14 protein-coding genes are annotated in these 15,568 nt (G+C 73.2%); 7 read left to right on the top strand and 7 right to left on the bottom strand.

Going from position 1 to position 15,568, the window contains the following annotated elements:
• Nucleotides 1-352 precede the first annotated feature (352 nt).
• On the top strand, nucleotides 353-1,393 hold the full coding sequence (locus tag SYYSPA8_RS06855) for a small ribosomal subunit Rsm22 family protein (protein WP_323446042.1): 1,041 nt from the start codon (nucleotides 353-355) through the stop codon (nucleotides 1,391-1,393).
• 146 nt (nucleotides 1,394-1,539) lie between these two features.
• Here the strand turns inward: SYYSPA8_RS06855 and ddaH are convergent, their stop codons facing one another.
• Nucleotides 1,540-2,364 (bottom strand): dimethylargininase, encoded by an 825-nt coding sequence (ddaH, locus tag SYYSPA8_RS06860; protein ID WP_407705920.1) that lies wholly within the window; start codon nucleotides 2,362-2,364, stop codon nucleotides 1,540-1,542.
• A 317-nt stretch (nucleotides 2,365-2,681) separates the two neighbouring features.
• Between ddaH and SYYSPA8_RS06865 the strand changes: the two genes are divergently transcribed.
• Both SYYSPA8_RS06865 and SYYSPA8_RS06870 read left to right on the top strand, forming a co-directional pair.
• Nucleotides 2,682-3,287 (top strand): TetR/AcrR family transcriptional regulator, encoded by a 606-nt coding sequence (locus tag SYYSPA8_RS06865; RefSeq protein WP_323446043.1) that lies wholly within the window; start codon nucleotides 2,682-2,684, stop codon nucleotides 3,285-3,287.
• Between the two features lie 193 nt (nucleotides 3,288-3,480).
• Nucleotides 3,481-4,275: a bifunctional DNA primase/polymerase gene (locus tag SYYSPA8_RS06870; protein WP_323446044.1), complete on the top strand. Its 795-nt coding sequence runs from the start codon at nucleotides 3,481-3,483 to the stop codon at nucleotides 4,273-4,275.
• Nucleotides 4,276-4,422: 147 nt separating this feature from the next.
• On the opposite strand, the gene SYYSPA8_RS06875 is transcribed toward SYYSPA8_RS06870, so the two are convergent.
• Genes SYYSPA8_RS06875 through SYYSPA8_RS06885 form a run of 3 tightly spaced genes read right to left on the bottom strand, consistent with a single transcriptional unit; the run spans nucleotide 4,423 to nucleotide 7,465 of the window.
• Entirely contained in the window at nucleotides 4,423-5,268 is an 846-nt protein-coding gene (locus SYYSPA8_RS06875) for a heme ABC transporter ATP-binding protein (protein ID WP_323446045.1), read from the bottom strand.
• Nucleotides 5,265-6,422 carry a FecCD family ABC transporter permease gene (locus SYYSPA8_RS06880; protein ID WP_323446046.1) on the bottom strand — a complete coding sequence of 386 codons (1,158 nt, stop codon included), beginning with the start codon at nucleotides 6,420-6,422 and terminating at the stop codon, nucleotides 5,265-5,267. Before SYYSPA8_RS06880 ends, SYYSPA8_RS06875 begins: the two co-directional genes overlap by 4 nt.
• Nucleotides 6,423-6,424: 2 nt before the next feature.
• Nucleotides 6,425-7,465, bottom strand: coding sequence for a heme/hemin ABC transporter substrate-binding protein (locus tag SYYSPA8_RS06885; protein ID WP_323446336.1), 1,041 nt, complete (start codon nucleotides 7,463-7,465; stop codon nucleotides 6,425-6,427).
• Nucleotides 7,466-7,727: 262 nt separating this feature from the next.
• On the opposite strand from SYYSPA8_RS06885, the gene SYYSPA8_RS06890 reads away from it, so the two are divergent.
• The 3 genes from SYYSPA8_RS06890 to SYYSPA8_RS06900 all read left to right on the top strand — a co-directional run bounded on the left by SYYSPA8_RS06890 (nucleotide 7,728) and on the right by SYYSPA8_RS06900 (nucleotide 11,914).
• Complete coding sequence (locus SYYSPA8_RS06890) at nucleotides 7,728-9,182, top strand: HtaA domain-containing protein (RefSeq protein WP_323446047.1); 1,455 nt, start codon at nucleotides 7,728-7,730, stop codon at nucleotides 9,180-9,182.
• Nucleotides 9,183-9,235: 53 nt separating this feature from the next.
• Nucleotides 9,236-11,026, top strand: coding sequence for an HtaA domain-containing protein (locus SYYSPA8_RS06895; RefSeq protein ID WP_323446048.1), 1,791 nt, complete (start codon nucleotides 9,236-9,238; stop codon nucleotides 11,024-11,026).
• Nucleotides 11,027-11,158: 132 nt separating this feature from the next.
• The gene (locus SYYSPA8_RS06900; RefSeq protein ID WP_323446049.1) at nucleotides 11,159-11,914 is read left to right on the top strand and encodes a PhzF family phenazine biosynthesis protein; all 756 of its coding nucleotides are present in this window, start codon (nucleotides 11,159-11,161) and stop codon (nucleotides 11,912-11,914) included.
• A gap of 70 nt (nucleotides 11,915-11,984) precedes the next feature.
• Here SYYSPA8_RS06900 and SYYSPA8_RS06905 read toward each other — a convergent pair whose 3' ends face one another.
• Together SYYSPA8_RS06905 and map are read right to left on the bottom strand one after the other, a co-directional pair.
• Nucleotides 11,985-12,671: a biliverdin-producing heme oxygenase gene (locus SYYSPA8_RS06905; protein ID WP_323446050.1), complete on the bottom strand. Its 687-nt coding sequence runs from the start codon at nucleotides 12,669-12,671 to the stop codon at nucleotides 11,985-11,987.
• 250 nt (nucleotides 12,672-12,921) lie between these two features.
• On the bottom strand, nucleotides 12,922-13,779 hold the full coding sequence (gene map, locus SYYSPA8_RS06910; RefSeq protein ID WP_323446051.1) for a type I methionyl aminopeptidase: 858 nt from the start codon (nucleotides 13,777-13,779) through the stop codon (nucleotides 12,922-12,924).
• Nucleotides 13,780-13,838: 59 nt separating this feature from the next.
• Between map and SYYSPA8_RS06915 the strand changes: the two genes are divergently transcribed.
• Entirely contained in the window at nucleotides 13,839-14,069 is a 231-nt protein-coding gene (locus tag SYYSPA8_RS06915) for a hypothetical protein (protein ID WP_323446052.1), read from the top strand.
• A gap of 127 nt (nucleotides 14,070-14,196) precedes the next feature.
• Here the strand turns inward: SYYSPA8_RS06915 and SYYSPA8_RS06920 are convergent, their stop codons facing one another.
• A complete protein-coding gene (locus SYYSPA8_RS06920) occupies nucleotides 14,197-15,543 on the bottom strand; it encodes an MFS transporter (RefSeq protein WP_323446053.1) in 1,347 nt (448 codons plus the stop codon).
• Between the last annotated feature and the right edge of the window lie 25 nt (nucleotides 15,544-15,568).

Genomic DNA, 15,568 nt, shown 5'->3' on the forward strand with positions numbered 1-15,568 from the left:
CGGTGGTACGAACGGCCGGTAGTACGGGTGGCCGGTGGTACGGACGGCCGGTGGTACGGACGGCGGTAGTGCGGGGGTGGCCGTGCGAGCGCCGGTGACTGCGGCTGTGGACCGCACCCACCGCCGGGAAGGCCGTGCTCACCTTCCGTCCTGTCCGTGCGCGACCCGCGACCCCCTCGGCAGCGTAGCAATGCCCCTGCGGTGGCCCGCAGTTCGCTCCCCGGGAAGCGATCCCGTACGGCGGGGTCCGATGTTCCCGCAGGTCGGAGTGGGACGGGCGGGCACGGCCCGGTCCCGGCCGTCCGGTTTCGGGCGGTACTTTCCGCTCTGGTGCGCGACCTAGAATCGGTCAGTGCCTTCCACCCTGCCCACTGCCGCGTCGCTGCGTGCCGCCCTCGCCGGCCTGCTCGACGGGCTGCCGCCGACCCAGGCCGCCCAGGCCGTCGAGCGGCTGATCGCCAACTACCGGGGGACGACCCCGACCGACGCGCCGGTGCTCCGGGACCGTTCCGATGTCGCCGCCTACGCCGCGTACCGGATGCCCGCGACCTTCGAGGCGGTACGGGCCGCGCTGGCCGCGCTGCGGGACGCCGCGCCCGACTGGGTGCCGGTGACCCACACCGACATCGGCGGGGGTACGGGCGCCGCGAGCTGGGCCGTGGCCGAGGCCTGGGAGGACGAGCCCGTGGCGGCGGGGGCGGGGCCCGTGCCCGCGACCACCGTCCTGGACTGGGCCGAGCCCGCGCTCGCCCTCGGCCGGGAGCTGGCGGCGGCCTCCGGGGTGCCCGCGCTGAGCGCGGCCCGGTGGGAGCGCTCTCGTATCAGTGCGTCGCTCCGGATCGAGAGCAGCGATCTCGTCACGGTGTCCTATGTGCTCAAGGAGCTGACCCCCGCCGACCGGGTCGCCGTGGTCACCGAGGCCGCGCGGGCCGCCCGGGCCGTGGTCGTCGTGGAACCCGGTACCCCGGACGGCTATCAGCGGATCATCGAGGCCCGCGAGCGGCTGATCGCCGCCGGGATGACGATCGCCGCGCCCTGCCCGCACAGCGCGGACTGCCCCATCGTCCCCGGTTCCGACTGGTGCCACTTCGCCGCCCGGGTCAGCAGGTCCTCGCTGCACCGGCAGGTGAAGGGCGGTTCGCTGGCGTACGAGGACGAGAAGTTCAGCTATGTCGTCGCCACCCGCTTCCCGGTCCGACCGGCCCCCGCCCGGGTCACCCGGAAGCCGCAGATCCGCAAGGGTCTGGTCCTCCTCGACCTCTGCTCATCGGACGGGACCCTCTCCCGCACCACCGTGACCAAGCGGCAGGGGCCCCTGTACAAGGGGGCCCGCGACGCGGAATGGGGCGACCCCTGGCCCCCGTACGAGGACCAGGACGAGAACCGGGACTGAGGCAGAGACCGTCCGCCCCCGGCGGAGCGGACGGTCCCCGTCGGGCCGGCGAGGTGCACGGCGCCCGGCGCCTACCCGGGACCGGGTACCCGGCACCCGGTCCCGCAGCGGGTGCCCGGCACCCCCGGCCCTCCGTCGTCACCGGCTCACAGCCGCAGCTCCTGCGTACAGCACTTCACGCTCCCGCCCCCCTTCAGCAGCTCGCCGAGGTCCATGCCGATCGGCTCGTACCCCCGGTCCCGCAGGGGTTCGTACAGACCCAGCGCAGCCTGCGGCAGCAGCACATGGCGGCCGTCGCTCACCGCGTTGAGGCCCAGGGCCGCCGCGTCCGGTTCCCGCGCGACCAGCGCGTCCGGGAAGAGCCGCGCGAGGGCCGCGCGGCTGCCCGGTGAGAAGGCGCCCGGGTAGTACATGACGTCGTCCGCCGCGTCGTCCAGGACGCACAGGGCGGTGTCGAGGTGGTAGTAGCGCGGGTCCACCAGGTCGAGTCCGATCACCGGGCGGCCGAAGAACTCCTGCGCCTCGCCGTGCGAGAGCGGGCTCGACCGGAAGCCCCGCCCGGCCAGGACGTACGACGAGGTGACGGCGAAGTCCCCCTCGCCCTCGTTGATGTGCAGCGGTTCATGGACCCTGGTCCAGCCGTGCGAGCGGAACCAGTCGAGATGGGCGGCGGCCTCGCCCTCCCGTTCCCGGTGGGCGAAACGGGCGAGCAGCACCCGGCCGTCCACCACGGTCGCGCCGTTGGCGGCGAAGACCATGTCGGGGAGTTCGGGACGGGGTTCGAGCAGCTCGACGGTGTGGCCGAGCGAGCGGTAGCGGTCCCGCAGGTCCTCCCACTGGGTGATGGCCAGGGGCAGGTCGACGGGTTTCGCCGGATCCATCCATGGGTTGATGGAGTACGTCACTCTGAAGTGCGCGGGTGGGCACATCAGATAGCGACGCGGCGACGAGTCACGAAGCGATGAGCGCAAGGAGAGCTCCCCTCACCTACGACTGCGACTGCTGCGACAGCGAGCACGCGGTCTGCGTGCGTGGAGCCATGGTGAGGCCCGGAGGGTCCCGGGCCAACACACCGGACAGGAGAATCACGGGACCGGAATGCGGGCGCCGGCGGTCGGGGCCGCGCGGGCGTTCGGCCGGACAGCCGGGCGGGCGCCGGGCGGGCCGAGGGCCGACCCCTGGGACAGGCCCCTGAGAACGGCCCGTGGGAGAGGCCCCTGAGAGCGGCCAGGAGGCGCGGCCCGAAGAGACGATACGTATCGGGTCGACCGTTGCTAGATTGACTGCCGTGAACGAGACCAGGACCCCCGATTCCCGCCGCCGCAGCGAACGCTCCCGGAGGGCCATCTACGACGCTGCCCTCGCGCTCGTCTCCGAGACCGGGTACGCCCGGACCACCATCGAGGGCATCGCCGCCCGTGCCGGTGTCGGCAAGCAGACGATCTACCGCTGGTGGCCCTCGAAGGCCGCCGTGCTGATGGAGGCGTTCCTCGACCTGGCCGACCAGGCGGCCGACGGCGAGCACGTCTTCCCCGACACCGGCGACCTGGCCGCCGACCTGCGGCTGGTGCTGCGCGCCACCGTGGACGAGATGAACGACCCCGTCCACGAGCGGCCCACCCGCGCCCTGGCCGCCGAGGGCATCGTCGACGCCGACCTCGGCGCGCGTTTCGTGGAGAAGCTGCTGGAGCCGCCGCTCCAGCTCTACATCGGACGGCTGCGCTCCGCCCAGGCGGCGGGTGAGATCCGGCCGGGCATCGACCTCCGTACAGCCGTCGAACTCTTTGTCGGGCCGCTCACCCACCGCTGGCTGCTGCGTACGCTGCCGCTGACCCACGCCTACGCGGACACCCTGGTCGACTACGCCCTGAACGGCCTCGCGCCCCGCGACTGAGCCCGCGCCCGAGCCCGCGACAGCGACCTCCGCAGCCGCCGGGACTCCTCGTGAGCGGGGCCGGGCAGGGGGCCGGGCAGGGAAACGGAGCGTGAGCCTCCACCCCCGGTTGGGAAGGGTGGCCACCCACGGAGCAGGATGGTGGGACGATGGTAGAGACCACGTGGGGCGAGCGTGAGCTGTGAGGGGATAGATGGGCGACGGTAAAGGCCGGTACGACGGCGGTACCGAGGAGAGGCCGACCTGGGAACGGCACCTGCCCCGATGGCTGCGCAGGCGCCCCAAGGACACCGCCGCAGACGACCTCCGCCGCGAACAGATGCTGCTCGCCGTCGCCGAGGCGGGCATGCCGCTGGCGCCCGCCGCGTACCCCGTCGCGTACCGGTGCTCCTGCGAGCGCATCGGCTGTCCGATCCCGGGCAGGCACCCCGTCTCCTTCGCCTGGCAGACGCAGTCCACCACCGACCGGGCGCAGATCCTGCGCTGGGCCGCCGGCGTCCCGGGCCAGCCGCACGCCAACTTCATCACCGCGACCGGCATGGCCCACGACGTGCTCGATGTGCCGCTGGACGCCGGGCGGGACGCGCTGGAACGCCTGCTGGAGCAGGGCATCGAGGTCGGCCCGGTCGCCGAGTCCTCCGGCGAGGGCGACGAGGGCCGGGCGCTCTTCTTCACCGCGACCCGGGGCACCCCCGAGGACGAGGACGAGTGGTGGCCCTGTGAGCTGGACTGCCGCCCGGAGACCATGGACGAGCACCCGGGGCTGCGCTGGCACTGCCGGGGCAGCTATGTGCTCGTACCGCCCGCCCGACTCCCGGGTGATCACGCGGTGTCCTGGGTACGGGGGCCGGAGCATCCGCTGCCCGATCCGCTGACGCTGCTGGAGACGCTGACGGACGCGTGCGCGCGGTACGCCGGGGAGACGGCGGGCGACGAGTACACCGACGACACCGAGTACGCGGGCGGCGCCGCCGGAGTCAGCACGTAGCCGTAGCCGTAGCCGTAGCCGTAGCCGTAGCCGTAGCCGTGGCCCACGGTGCAGCCGTGCCGTACCGCCCGCCCCGCCCGGCCCCGTGCCGGACGCGGCGGGCGGTTCCGGTTCCCGGTTCTCGGTTCCGGTTCCGGTCCTGGCCGGTCAGGGCGTACGTCTCGGCAGGACCACCGGCACGCCCGTGGCCGGATGCGGGAAGACCTCGACCGGCTGCCGGTAGACGCGGCTCAGCAGCTCGTCCCGGAAGACCCCGGCGGGCTCCCCGTCGGCGGCGATCCGCCCCTCGTGGAGGACGGCGACCCGGTCCGCGTACGCGGCGGCGAGCCCGAGGTCGTGCAGGACGACCACCACCCCGTCGCCCGCCGCCGCGCGCTCCCGGCAGATCCGCAGGACGAGTTCCTGGTGCCGCAGGTCGAGGGCGGCGGTGGGCTCGTCCAGGAGGAGCAGCGGGGTGCGCTGGGCGAGCACCCGGGCCAGGGCGACCCGGGCCCGTTCCCCGCCGGAGAGCGCGGCGAAGGGCCGGTCCGTGAACTCCTCCGTCTCGGTCGCGGCCAGGGCTTCGGCGACGGCCTCGTCGTCCTCGTCCTCGCGGTCGGTCCCCGCCCAGGGCGCGCGTCCCATCCGTACCACGTCCGTCACCGGGAAGGGGAAGGAGACCACGGCGGTCTGCGGCAGCACGGCACGGCGCAGGGCGAGTTCGGCGGCGGTCCACGCTCCGGCCGGGCGGCCGTCGACCAGGACCGAGCCCCGGGCGGGGGCGAGGTCCCCGGCCAGCGCGCCGAAGAGGGTGGACTTGCCGGCTCCGTTGGGTCCGACGAGGGCGAGGACCTCGCCGGCGCGGGCGGTGAGGTCGACGCCGCCGAGTACGTCCCGGCCGCCGAGCCGGACCGCGAGGCCGTTCGCCTCCGCGAGGACGGAGCCGGGTGCGGGCCGCTCGGGGACGGCACGCCGGCGGATGCCGCCGAACAGGGTCCGGACGAGGGTGCTCATGCCCAACCACCTTGCTTGCGACGGGTCCTGCGGAGCAGCCAGAAGAAGAACGGGCTGCCGATGAGCGCGGTGAGGACGCCGAGGGGGAGTTCGGCGGGTTCGGCGACGGTCCGTGCGAGGAGGTCGCCGGCCGCCAGCACCAGCGCGCCGCCCAGCGCGGAGCCGGGGACGAGGAAGCGGTGGCCGGGGCCGTTCAGGAGCCGCAGCAGATGCGGGACGAGCAGTCCGACGAAGGTGATGACGCCCGCGACGGCGACCGCCGCCGCCGTGAGCAGCGCGACCACCAGGATGAGGACGATCCGCATCCGTTCGACGTCGACCCCCAGATGGCGGGCGGGCCGCTCCCCGAGGGAGAGCAGGTCCAGCTTGCGGGCGTAGAAGGGGGCGATCAGCAGTCCGGCGACCGTGCACGGCAGGACGGCGAGGACCTTGGGCCAGGTGGCCTGGGAGAGGGAGCCGAGCTGCCAGAAGGTGATCTGGGTGATCTGCGCGTTGTCGGCGAAGAAGATGAACAGGCCGATCAGCGCCCCGCCGAAGGCGTTCACGGCGATACCGGTGAGGATCAGGGTGACGACCTCGCTGCGGCCGCCGGCGCGGGAGAGCGTGTAGACGAGTGTGACGGTGACGAGTCCGGCGATGAAGGCGAAGACGGTCACGGTCCAGTTGCCGAAGAGGGTCAGCCCGAACGCGATGGAGGCGACCGCGCCGACGGCGGCGCCGACGGAGATGCCGATGATGCCCGGTTCGGCGAGCGGGTTGCCGAAGACGCCCTGCATCAGGGCGCCGGCGCAGCCGAGGGAGGCGCCGATGAGGAGGGCGAGGACGACGCGCGGCAGCCGCACGTTCCACAGGACGCTCTCGCCGACGCGGTCCAGGGGGGTGCCGCCGAGCCCCAGCCGGTGCCGGGCGGAGGCGAGTACGTCGCCGAGGGGGATGTCGTACGCGCCGTACCCGGCGGAGACCAGGGTGACGACGAGGAGGGCGGCGACGAGTGCGACGGTGAGGAGGTACGGGGTGGAGCGGCGCCGGCGCGCGCCGGCGGTGCCACGGTCCCCCTTGGCCGCCTTGGGGCCCTGCCCCTCCTTCGACGGGCCGCCGGCCGCACCGGTCGTATCGGTCGTATCGGTCGTACGGGACGACGAGGTGGTCGTCATGGTCACTTCCCGCCCGCGTACAACTGCTCCACCAGGGAGGTGAGCACTTCGTCGGTCCGGGGCCCGTAGTTCAGCAGGACGCCGTCCGGTACGGAGACCACCCGGCGGTCCAGGCCGGCCGGGGTCTGCGCCACTCCGGGGATCTCGACCAGGCCGTCCACGCCGCCCACCGACTCCAGGCCCTTGGACATGACGAGGATCGCGTCGGGCGCCGCCTTCGCCAGGGCCTCGCTGGTGATGGCGGTGAAGTCCTTCGTCAGCCCGGACTCCTTGCCCGCGTCGAGCGCGCCCGCCGCCTCCAGCAGGGACGAGGCGCCGGATTCCGCCCCGCCGAGGAGGTACACGGAGGCGGTGCCCCGCAGATAGAGGAACGCGACCTTCGGCTTCTCGCCGTCGGCGGGTACGGGGATGTCCTTCTGGACGGCCGCGATCCGGTCCTCGGTGCGCTTCTTCAGCTCGGTGCCCGCCGCCGGTACGCCGAGGGCCCGCGCGACCGCGTCGATCCGGGGGCCCACGTCGTCCAGGCCCTTCGCGGTCTCCACCACGATCAGCGGAATGCCCGCGTCCCGGATCTGCTGAAGGGATTCGTCAGGGCCGGACACCGTTTCGGCGAGGACCAGCGTGGGCCGCAGCGAGAGCACGCTCTCGGCGGAGACGTCGTGGCCGCGCGTCACCACGGGCAGCTTCGCGGCCTGTTCGAAGGTGGCCGTGACATCACGGGCCACGACCTTCTTCCCGAGCCCCAGGGTGTAGACGATCTCGCTGAGCGAGCCGGTGAGCGGAACGATCCGTTCGGTGGAGGTGACGGTCACTTTCCGGCCGTCCGCCGAGGGGACGGTGACGGGCAGTCCGGGGGTGGGCACGGTGCTCAGCGGCTCCACCCGGTCGGGCTTCGCGGCCGCGTGAGCGCTTCCGTTCCCGGCCGGGGAGGTGTCACCACCCCCGCAGCCGCTCGCCGTAAGGGCGAGGGCGAACGCGGTCAACACCGCGCCCACCAGGCGAATTCCGCGCACTGGGCGTGCCGGGCCCCGAGAAACCACCAGAGGTACCGTCCTGTCGTTCCGTCGCCCGCCGGCGTGCGGAGGGGCGCTGGGGGGCGTTCCCCCTGGTCGTGCCCGAGCCCCCCGCCGATTTCCGCCCCGGACGCCGATTCCGAGCCGGATCCGGCGTCCGGGGCCGAAACCGGAATGCATGGGGCTACCGGCACAGGCTGGACATAGCTTAGGTTAGCCTTACCTCGCTTTGCCAGACGCTCGACCCCCGTACGCCTCCGCACACCCCCGCACGCCCTTGGAGGGACCCCTCATGCTGTCGTTCAGACCGGCTCGCGCGTATGGCGCGGCGCTGCTCGCGGCCCTGCTCGGAGCCTTGCTGCTGCCGGCCGGGACCGCCGTCGCGGCCGATCGCACGGTCCAGGGCGGCAGACTCGACTGGGGCCTGAAATCGTCCTTCCAGAAGTACGTCACCGGGCCGATAGCCAACGGCAACTACCGTCTCACCGGCGGCTCCGCGACCGTCGGCCAGAGCCTCTTCCGCTTCCACTCGGCGCAGGGCGCGTACGACCCGGACACCGGCGCCTTCGAGGCCCGCTTCACCGGCGGGGTCCACTTCACGGGCCACCGCAAGCCGGACGGCAGCCATGAGCTGGACCTCTCGCTGAGCCGGCCCACGGTCAGGATCGCCGGCGGCAGGGGCACGCTCCATGCCGACATGGTGAGCAAGGAGCGCGGCACCGGGAAGGTCACGGACTCCCGGCAGGTGGCCTTCGCCTCGCTCGACCTCTCCGGTATCGACATGCGGGGCGGCACCAGCCCCGTCGCGCTCTCCAACGTTCCCGCCACGCTGACCCCGCAGGGGGCCACCGCGTTCGCCGGCTTCTACTCGGCGGGTACGCCCCTCGACCCGATCAGCCTCAGCGTGGACGTGGCGGCGGGCGCGCCGCAGCAGCCCGAGCGCACGCCGGAGACGCCGAAGGCCGAGCAGCCCCCGCAGAAGCAGGAGAAGGAGAAGAAGCCGGCGCCGGAGGAGCGGTCGGGCGCGGTGCGCGACGCCGCCGTGGACTGGGGCGTGCGCCGCACCTTCCGCGAGTACGTCACCGGCGAGATCTCGAAGGGCGGGTGGACGCTCGCCGACGGCGCGCAGGACGGCGGGGCGCTCTTCCGCTTCCCGCAGGGCAAGGGCACGTTCGACGCGAAGAAGCGGAATCTGACGGCGGCGTTCGCCGGGTCCGTCCGCTTCAAGGGTGAGCACATCGACCTCACCCTCGCCCGGGTCACCGCCGATGTGCGGGCGGGCAAGGGCACGTTGAGTGCCGATGTCACCTCGGCGGGCCGCACCGAGAAGGCCGTCCCGCTGGTGACCTTCGACGCCGCCGACCTCACCCCGAAGGCCGGCCTGGTGGCCCTCACCGAGGCCCCGGCCACCCTCACCGAGCGGGGCTCCCGCGCCTTCGGCTCGATGTACAAGGCGGGCACCGCCATGGACCCGGTCTCGCTCGCCGTGGCCGTGGACGAGGGCGCGCGGCTGCCCGCGCTGCCGGACCTGGGCAGCGACGCGGGCGCCTCGCCGTCGCCCGCCGCCTCCGCGACGGCGTCGGGACCGGCCTCCGCCGAGTCCGCCGACGCCCTGGAGAAGACGGCGTCCGAGTCCGACCCGGCCGTCGCCACCTGGGTGTACGTGGCCGTCGGCGCGGCCCTGCTCGCCGCCGTCGCGGTCGCCACCCTGCTCGTCGTGCGCCGCCGCCGTACGACCCCGAACTGATCGACCTGATCCACCTGATCGACTACTCGATCGACACGAGGAGTACCCCACCCATGTCAGCCCCCGCCTCCCGCCGCCGGGCCGCGCTCGCGGCCGCCGTCACCACCACCGTCGCCGCCCTCGGGGCCGGCGCCCTCGCCCTGCCCGCCTCCGCCGCCGGCGAGGGGGACGACCGCAGCGCCGCATCGGCCTCGCCATCGGGGTCGGGGTCGGGGTCGGGGTCGGGAGTGGCGACGGCGTCGGGGAGCGGGGCGGGCGGCCGGCCCGCCGGGGGTTCCCTGGGGCTCGTCGACGGCACGCTGGAGTGGGGCTTCAAGGAGTCCTTCCGGACGTACGTGGGCGCCGGGGGCATCACCGTCCGGGACGGGGCCCGGCAGGCGGAGCGGAACGGCGCGTTCACTTTCACCGGTGGTACGGGGGCGTACGACCTGGGCGGCACCCACGCCACGAGGACCGCCTTCCAGGGCACGGTCGACTTCACGACCTCCCGGTTCGCCCTCTCCCTCGGTGACGTCAAGGTGATCACCAAGGGGGAGAGCGGCACCATCGAGGCCGATGTCACTGTCGACGGCGAGAAGCAGGACGACATCACGGTGGCGACGCTCGACCTGGCCGGGAAGTCCCGTGCCGGCAAGGGCGAGGGCGGGGCGATGACCTTCACCGCCGTACCGGCGAAGCTGACGGCGCAGGGCGGGGCGGCGTTCCGCTACCCGGCGGGTGAGGCGCTGGACCCGGCGACGTTCTCCTTCAAGGCCGGTCCCGCCACGGGCCCGACCGACCCGGACCCGGACCCCGGTCCGTCCAATGAGCCGTCGAAGGAGCCCTCGGGGAAGCCTTCGAAGGACCCGTCCGAGGAACCTTCCCAGGAGCCGTCGGAGGATTCCTCCGGCGACACGTCCGGGAAATCCGGAAAGCCGGGCGGCGGCGGTACGCAGGCGGAGCGGTCGGGGGACCAGGCGTCCGGGCAGCTGGCCGACGGCAATCTCCACTGGGGTGTGAGCACCCGCTTCCGTTCCTACGTCACCGGCCCCATCGCCAAGGGGAAGGCCGAGCTGTCGGGCGGAGCGGTCAAGTCCGGTGAGGGCTACCGCTTCCCGAAGGCCCAAGGCACCTTCGACGCGCGGAAGAAGTCGCTCAACGCCGCCTTCGACGGCAGCGTCCGTTTCCTGGGCCACAAGAACCCCGCCGGGAAGTGGATCCTCGACCTCCAGATGAGCGGTTTCGAGATCCGGGTGAACGGCACCCGGGGCATGCTGATCACCGATGTCTCCACCACGAGCCGGTCCACCGAGAAGGTCACCGTCCACAAGGACCTCGAAATCGCCACGGTGAAGATCCCCTCCGGCGGGCTCCGGGTCACCGACCAGGTGGTCCAGGTGAACGGCGCCGAGGCCGTGCTCACCCAGGCGGGCACCAAGGCGTTCGACGGCGGCTACCAGGCGGGCGAGAAGCTGGACGACGTGAGCTTCGCCGTCTCCCTGGACAAGAAGGCCCCGCTGCCGCCGCAGAGTTCGGGCGGCTCGACCGGCGGTGACGGCGGCACGGGTACGACCGGCACCACCGGCGGTACGGGAACCACCGGCTCCACCGGGACCACCGGAGGAACGGTCGGCGGCGGCACGGTCGGTGGTGGCACCGGTGGCACCGGTGGCACCGGTGGCAGCGTCGGCGGTGGCACGGCCGATACCGGGTCCGCCGCGACGACGGGCGGCTCGCTCGCGGCCACCGGCGCCGGACTGCCCGCAGGCGCCCTGATCGGTCTCTCCGCCGCCGTGGTCGCGGCCGGCGCGGGAGTCGTCCTCGTGGTCCGCCGCCGGGGGACCGCCACCGCCACCGAATCCTGACCCCCGGCACCGAATCCGGCCCACTCCGGCCCGTACCCGCGCTCCCCGCGCGGGTGCGGGCCGTTCCCCGCCCCCGTTCCCGTTCCCGGACGGATCGCACGTCAGCGCCGTCCGTGGTGCTTCAATGCCCCCGTGAACCAACGCGATCCGCGCCAGTGCCTCGACGTACTCCATGTCTTCTGCGACGCCGACGGGCGCCACGGCAACGCCCTCGGGGTCGTCCGCGACCCCGGGGTCTGCCCCGACCCGGCGGCCCGCCAGGCGTTCGCCGACGAACTCGGCTACAGCGAGACCGTGTTCGTGGACGACCCCGAGCGCGGGACGGTGGACATCTACACCCCCGGTGCCCGGCTGCCGTTCGCCGGACATCCGCTGGTCGGCGCGGCCTGGCTGCTCGACCTGGAGGAGCTGAACCCGCCGGCGGGCACCGTCTGGGCACGCGGGGACGGCGAGTTCACCTGGATCACCGCCCGCCCGGAGTGGGCCCCTCCGCGCAACCTGGAGCGGTTCCCGTCCCCCGCCGACGTGGACGCCCTGCCCGCGCCGCCGCCCGGTGAGGGGTGGCTCTACGCCTGGGCGTGGGAGGACGAGGCGGCGGGCCGGATACGGGCGCGCGCCTTCCCCCGCCGTCCCGGGGGGATCGTCGAGGACGAGGCGACGGGCGCCGCCGCGCTGCTGCTCACGGAGGCGCTGGGCCGGGCCCTGAACATCACTCAGGGCCGGGGGTCGCAGATCCTGACGGCCCCCGGCCCCGACGGCACGGTGGAGATCGGCGGGCGGGTGCGGCTGGCGGCCCCGGCGCCCTCCGGGGTCCAGCCGATGGCGGGCCCCGCGCCGGTCCCCGCCCGGCGGCTGAGCGTGGCGGACGCCCTCCGCCTGATGGGCTGAGAGCAGCGCACAGCGAGGGGGCCGTACGGATCGATCCGTACGGCCCCCTCCGCGTCGGGCGGGCGGTCGCTCACGCGGCCGCGAGCGGGAACTCCTCCCCCAGGGCCGCGAAGACCGCGCTGTTGTACTCGTACGCCCGACGGCACTCCTCGACGATCCGCTGACGCTCCAGCTCGTCCGCGTCGACCGCGTCCAGCAGGACGCGGTACTCGCGCCGGAAGGCGGCCGGGTTGGTGATCTGGTCGAAGACGTAGAACTGGACCCCTTCACCCTTGCGGGAGAAGCCCCAGGACCGCTCCGCCCGGTCGCGGATGGCCTGGCCGCCCGCGAGGTCCCCGAGATAGCGGGTGTAGTGATGGGCGATGTACCCGGCGGGCCAGGTGCGCGCGCACTCCTTGATCCGGTCGGCGTAGGCCGTGGTCTCGGGCAGCGCCACCAGGGCGGCACGCCAGTCGTCGCCCAGCATATGGGCGAGGTCGCTCTCGATCCGGGCGGTGCGGAAGAGCGCGGGCAGGACGAAGGGCCCGGCGACCGGGTCGTCCTTCAGGGTCTCGGCCGACTCCTCCAGCGCCTGGTACACGAACCACAGCTGGGCGGTGTAGCGGGCGAACGCCCCGACGGCGTGGCGCCCGCCCAGGAGATCGCTCATGAAGGTCGAGGTGCTCGCCGTGCCGTGCTGCTCCATCGAGGCGGCCCGTATGAGCGCGGAGAACGGCGTGGCGGTGGCGGTGGCGGTGACTGCGGCTGTGGCGTCCAAGGCGGTGACCTCCGGGGGCCGGATGAGCGGACAGGCGTACGGCGGTACGGGGGCACAGACGTACGGAAGCGGCGGTAGTCGTGGCTGTCGCCGCCACCGATCATCCTACTTAGGCTTACCTAAGTCAATGGGATTCCGACGCCCTGTCGGTAAATTCCCGACGCGCTGTCGGTAAAACCCCGACGAGGCCGCCGGTTCCCGGTGCGCGGGAACCAGCGGCCTCGTCGGAGGGAGCTTGAGAGGGAGGGGCTCAGGGAAGGGTCAGGATCTCCGTCCCCGTCTCCGTCACCACCAGCGTGTGCTCGAACTGCGCGGTCCGCGCGCGGTCCTTGGTGACGACGGTCCAGCCGTCCTCCCACATGTCGTACTCGTGCGTCCCGAGCGTCAGCATCGGCTCGATGGTGAAGGTCATCCCCGGCTGGATCACCGTGGTCGCGTGCGGCGAGTCGTAGTGCGGGATGATCAGCCCGGAGTGGAAGGACGAGTTGATCCCGTGCCCGGTGAAGTCGCGCACCACGCCGTAGCCGAAGCGCTTGGCGTACGACTCGATGACCCGGCCGATGACATTGATCTGGCGGCCCGGCTTCACGGCCTTGATCGCGCGGTTGAGGGACTCCCGGGTCCGCTCGACCAGCAGCCGGGACTCCTCGTCCACGTCGCCGCAGAGGTAGGTGGCGTTGTTGTCGCCGTGCACCCCGCCGATGTACGCGGTGACGTCGAGGTTCACGATGTCGCCGTCGCGCAGCACGGTGGAGTCGGGGATTCCGTGGCAGATGACCTCGTTGACCGAGGTGCAGAGCGACTTGGGGAAGCCCCGGTAGCCCAGCGTGGAGGGATACGCTCCGTGGTCGCAGAGGAATTCGTGGGCGACCCGGTCGAGTTCGTCCGTGGTCACCCCGGGCGCGATGTGCCGGGCGGCCTCGGCCATCGCCCGGGCCGCGAGCCGGCCCGCGACACGCATCCGCTCGATGGTGTCGCTGTCCTGCACCTCCGGCCCGGTGTACGGGGTCGGGGCGGGCTTTCCGACGTATTCGGGGCGCCGGATGGCGGCGGGGACGGAGCGGGCGGGGGACAGCGTCCCCGGCACGAGCAGTGACTGGCCAGACATGTCAGCGAGTCTAACCAGGGGGTGTGGGGCAGCATGGCTGAAGAGGAAGGGAGCACCTGATGGCCCTGTTCAAGAGGCGCGAGGCGGGCAAGCCGGGCGAGTGGTACTACTGCCTGAAGCACGGGAAGGTGGAGGAGGGCCCGGAGTGCCGGGCGGCCGACCGCCTGGGGCCGTACGGCACCCGGGAGGAGGCGGCGCACGCGGTGGAGACCGCGCGGGAGCGGAACGAGGAGTGGGAGACCGACCCGAAGTGGAACGACAGCGGCAAGGGCGATCCGCCGAAGGCGTGACCCAAGGCGCGTGACCCGGGGCGCGTGACCCGGGGGGCGCGAGCGGCCCGCCCGGTGGGGGACCGGGCCCGGCCGCGTCCCGTACGCCCGCGTCGCCCGGCGGCGCGGCCCGACCCGTACGCCCGTGTCAGGCGCCGTCCGCCCGCGCGCTCTCCGCCCCCGGGCCCCCGGTGGCCGTTGCCGCCGCCTCCGCGAGGGTCTTCTCCTGCTGGGCCTTGCGGCGCAGCGCGTCCTCGTCCGTGGCCGAGTCGTACCGCAGCAGCTTGGGCAGCGCGGCGGTCAGCAGCACCACGCCCGCCACACAGAGCACCCCGCCGCTCCAGATCGCCGTCCGGGTGCCCGTCCACCCCGCCATCGCGCCCGAACGGACCTGTCCGAGCTGCGGCCCGACGCTGTACGACAGCACCTCGATGCCCGCGAGACGGCCCCGCAGCTCCTCCGGGATCGTCTGGTTCCAGATCGTCATCCGGCCCAGGCCGCTGAGGGTGTCGCCGGCGCCCGCGACCGCCAGGCAGAGCAGCACCAGCCAGATGTTGTCGAACCAGCCGGCCGCCGCGATCGCCAGCCCCCAGATGCCCGCGCCGAAGACCACGAAGAGCCCGTGCCGCCGGACCTTGCTGGTCCAGCCGCTCATCACGCTCAGCAGCAGGGAGCCGACCGCGATCGCGGTGAACATCAGCCCGAGCGACCACTCCGCGTCCAGGTCGTCGGCGAGGAAGGGGAAGATCGCGATCGGGAAGGCGAAGAACATGGCCACCAGGTCGATGGCGTACGTCCCCAGCAGCACCGGCCGGGACCACGCGTAGCGGGCGCCCTCCACGATTCCGCGCAGCGACGGCTTCTCCGCGCCCTCGGCGGCGGGCGCCGGGGCCAGCCGCAGACACATCACCGCCGAGACGGCGAAGGTGACCAGGGTGATTCCGTACGCCGTGGCATGGCCCGACCACGCCACCACCAGGCCCGCCGCCGCGGGCCCGGCTATGCCGCCGAACTGCCAGCGCAGATTGTTCAGCGCGGCCGCCGCCGTGAGCTGGTCGTGCGGGACGATCCGGGACATCAGCGAGTCCAGCGCCGGGCGCTGGAGCCCCGCCATCGCGGAGACGCCCGCCGCCACCACGTAGAGTGGCCACAGCATCGGATCCGGCAGCATCGCGTTCACGAGCAGCAGCGTGGCCAGGACCGCGAGACCCACCTCGGTCCAGATGATCAGCTTCCGGCGGTCGGCGGAGTCGGCGAGCGCGCCCCCGTAGAGCCCGAAGACGATCAGCGGCACCAGCTCCACCGCGCCCATCGCGCCGACCGCGAGCGGCGACTCGGTCAGGTCCTTGATCTGGAGCGGCAGCGCGATCATCGCCATGAAGCTGCCGAAGTAGGCGATCAGGCCCTGGATCCACAGGAGCCGGAAGTCGGCGGAGGAGCGCCAAGGGGAGAGATCCGGCAGGACTGAGGAGAGCTTGGAGGGCTTGGAGGTCACAGCAGGCCATGCTGAGGCTGCGGGA

Origin of the sequence: Streptomyces yaizuensis (genome assembly GCF_034961445.1) — a bacterium.
In the GTDB taxonomy this organism is placed as follows: Bacteria; Actinomycetota; Actinomycetes; order Streptomycetales; family Streptomycetaceae; genus Streptomyces; species Streptomyces yaizuensis.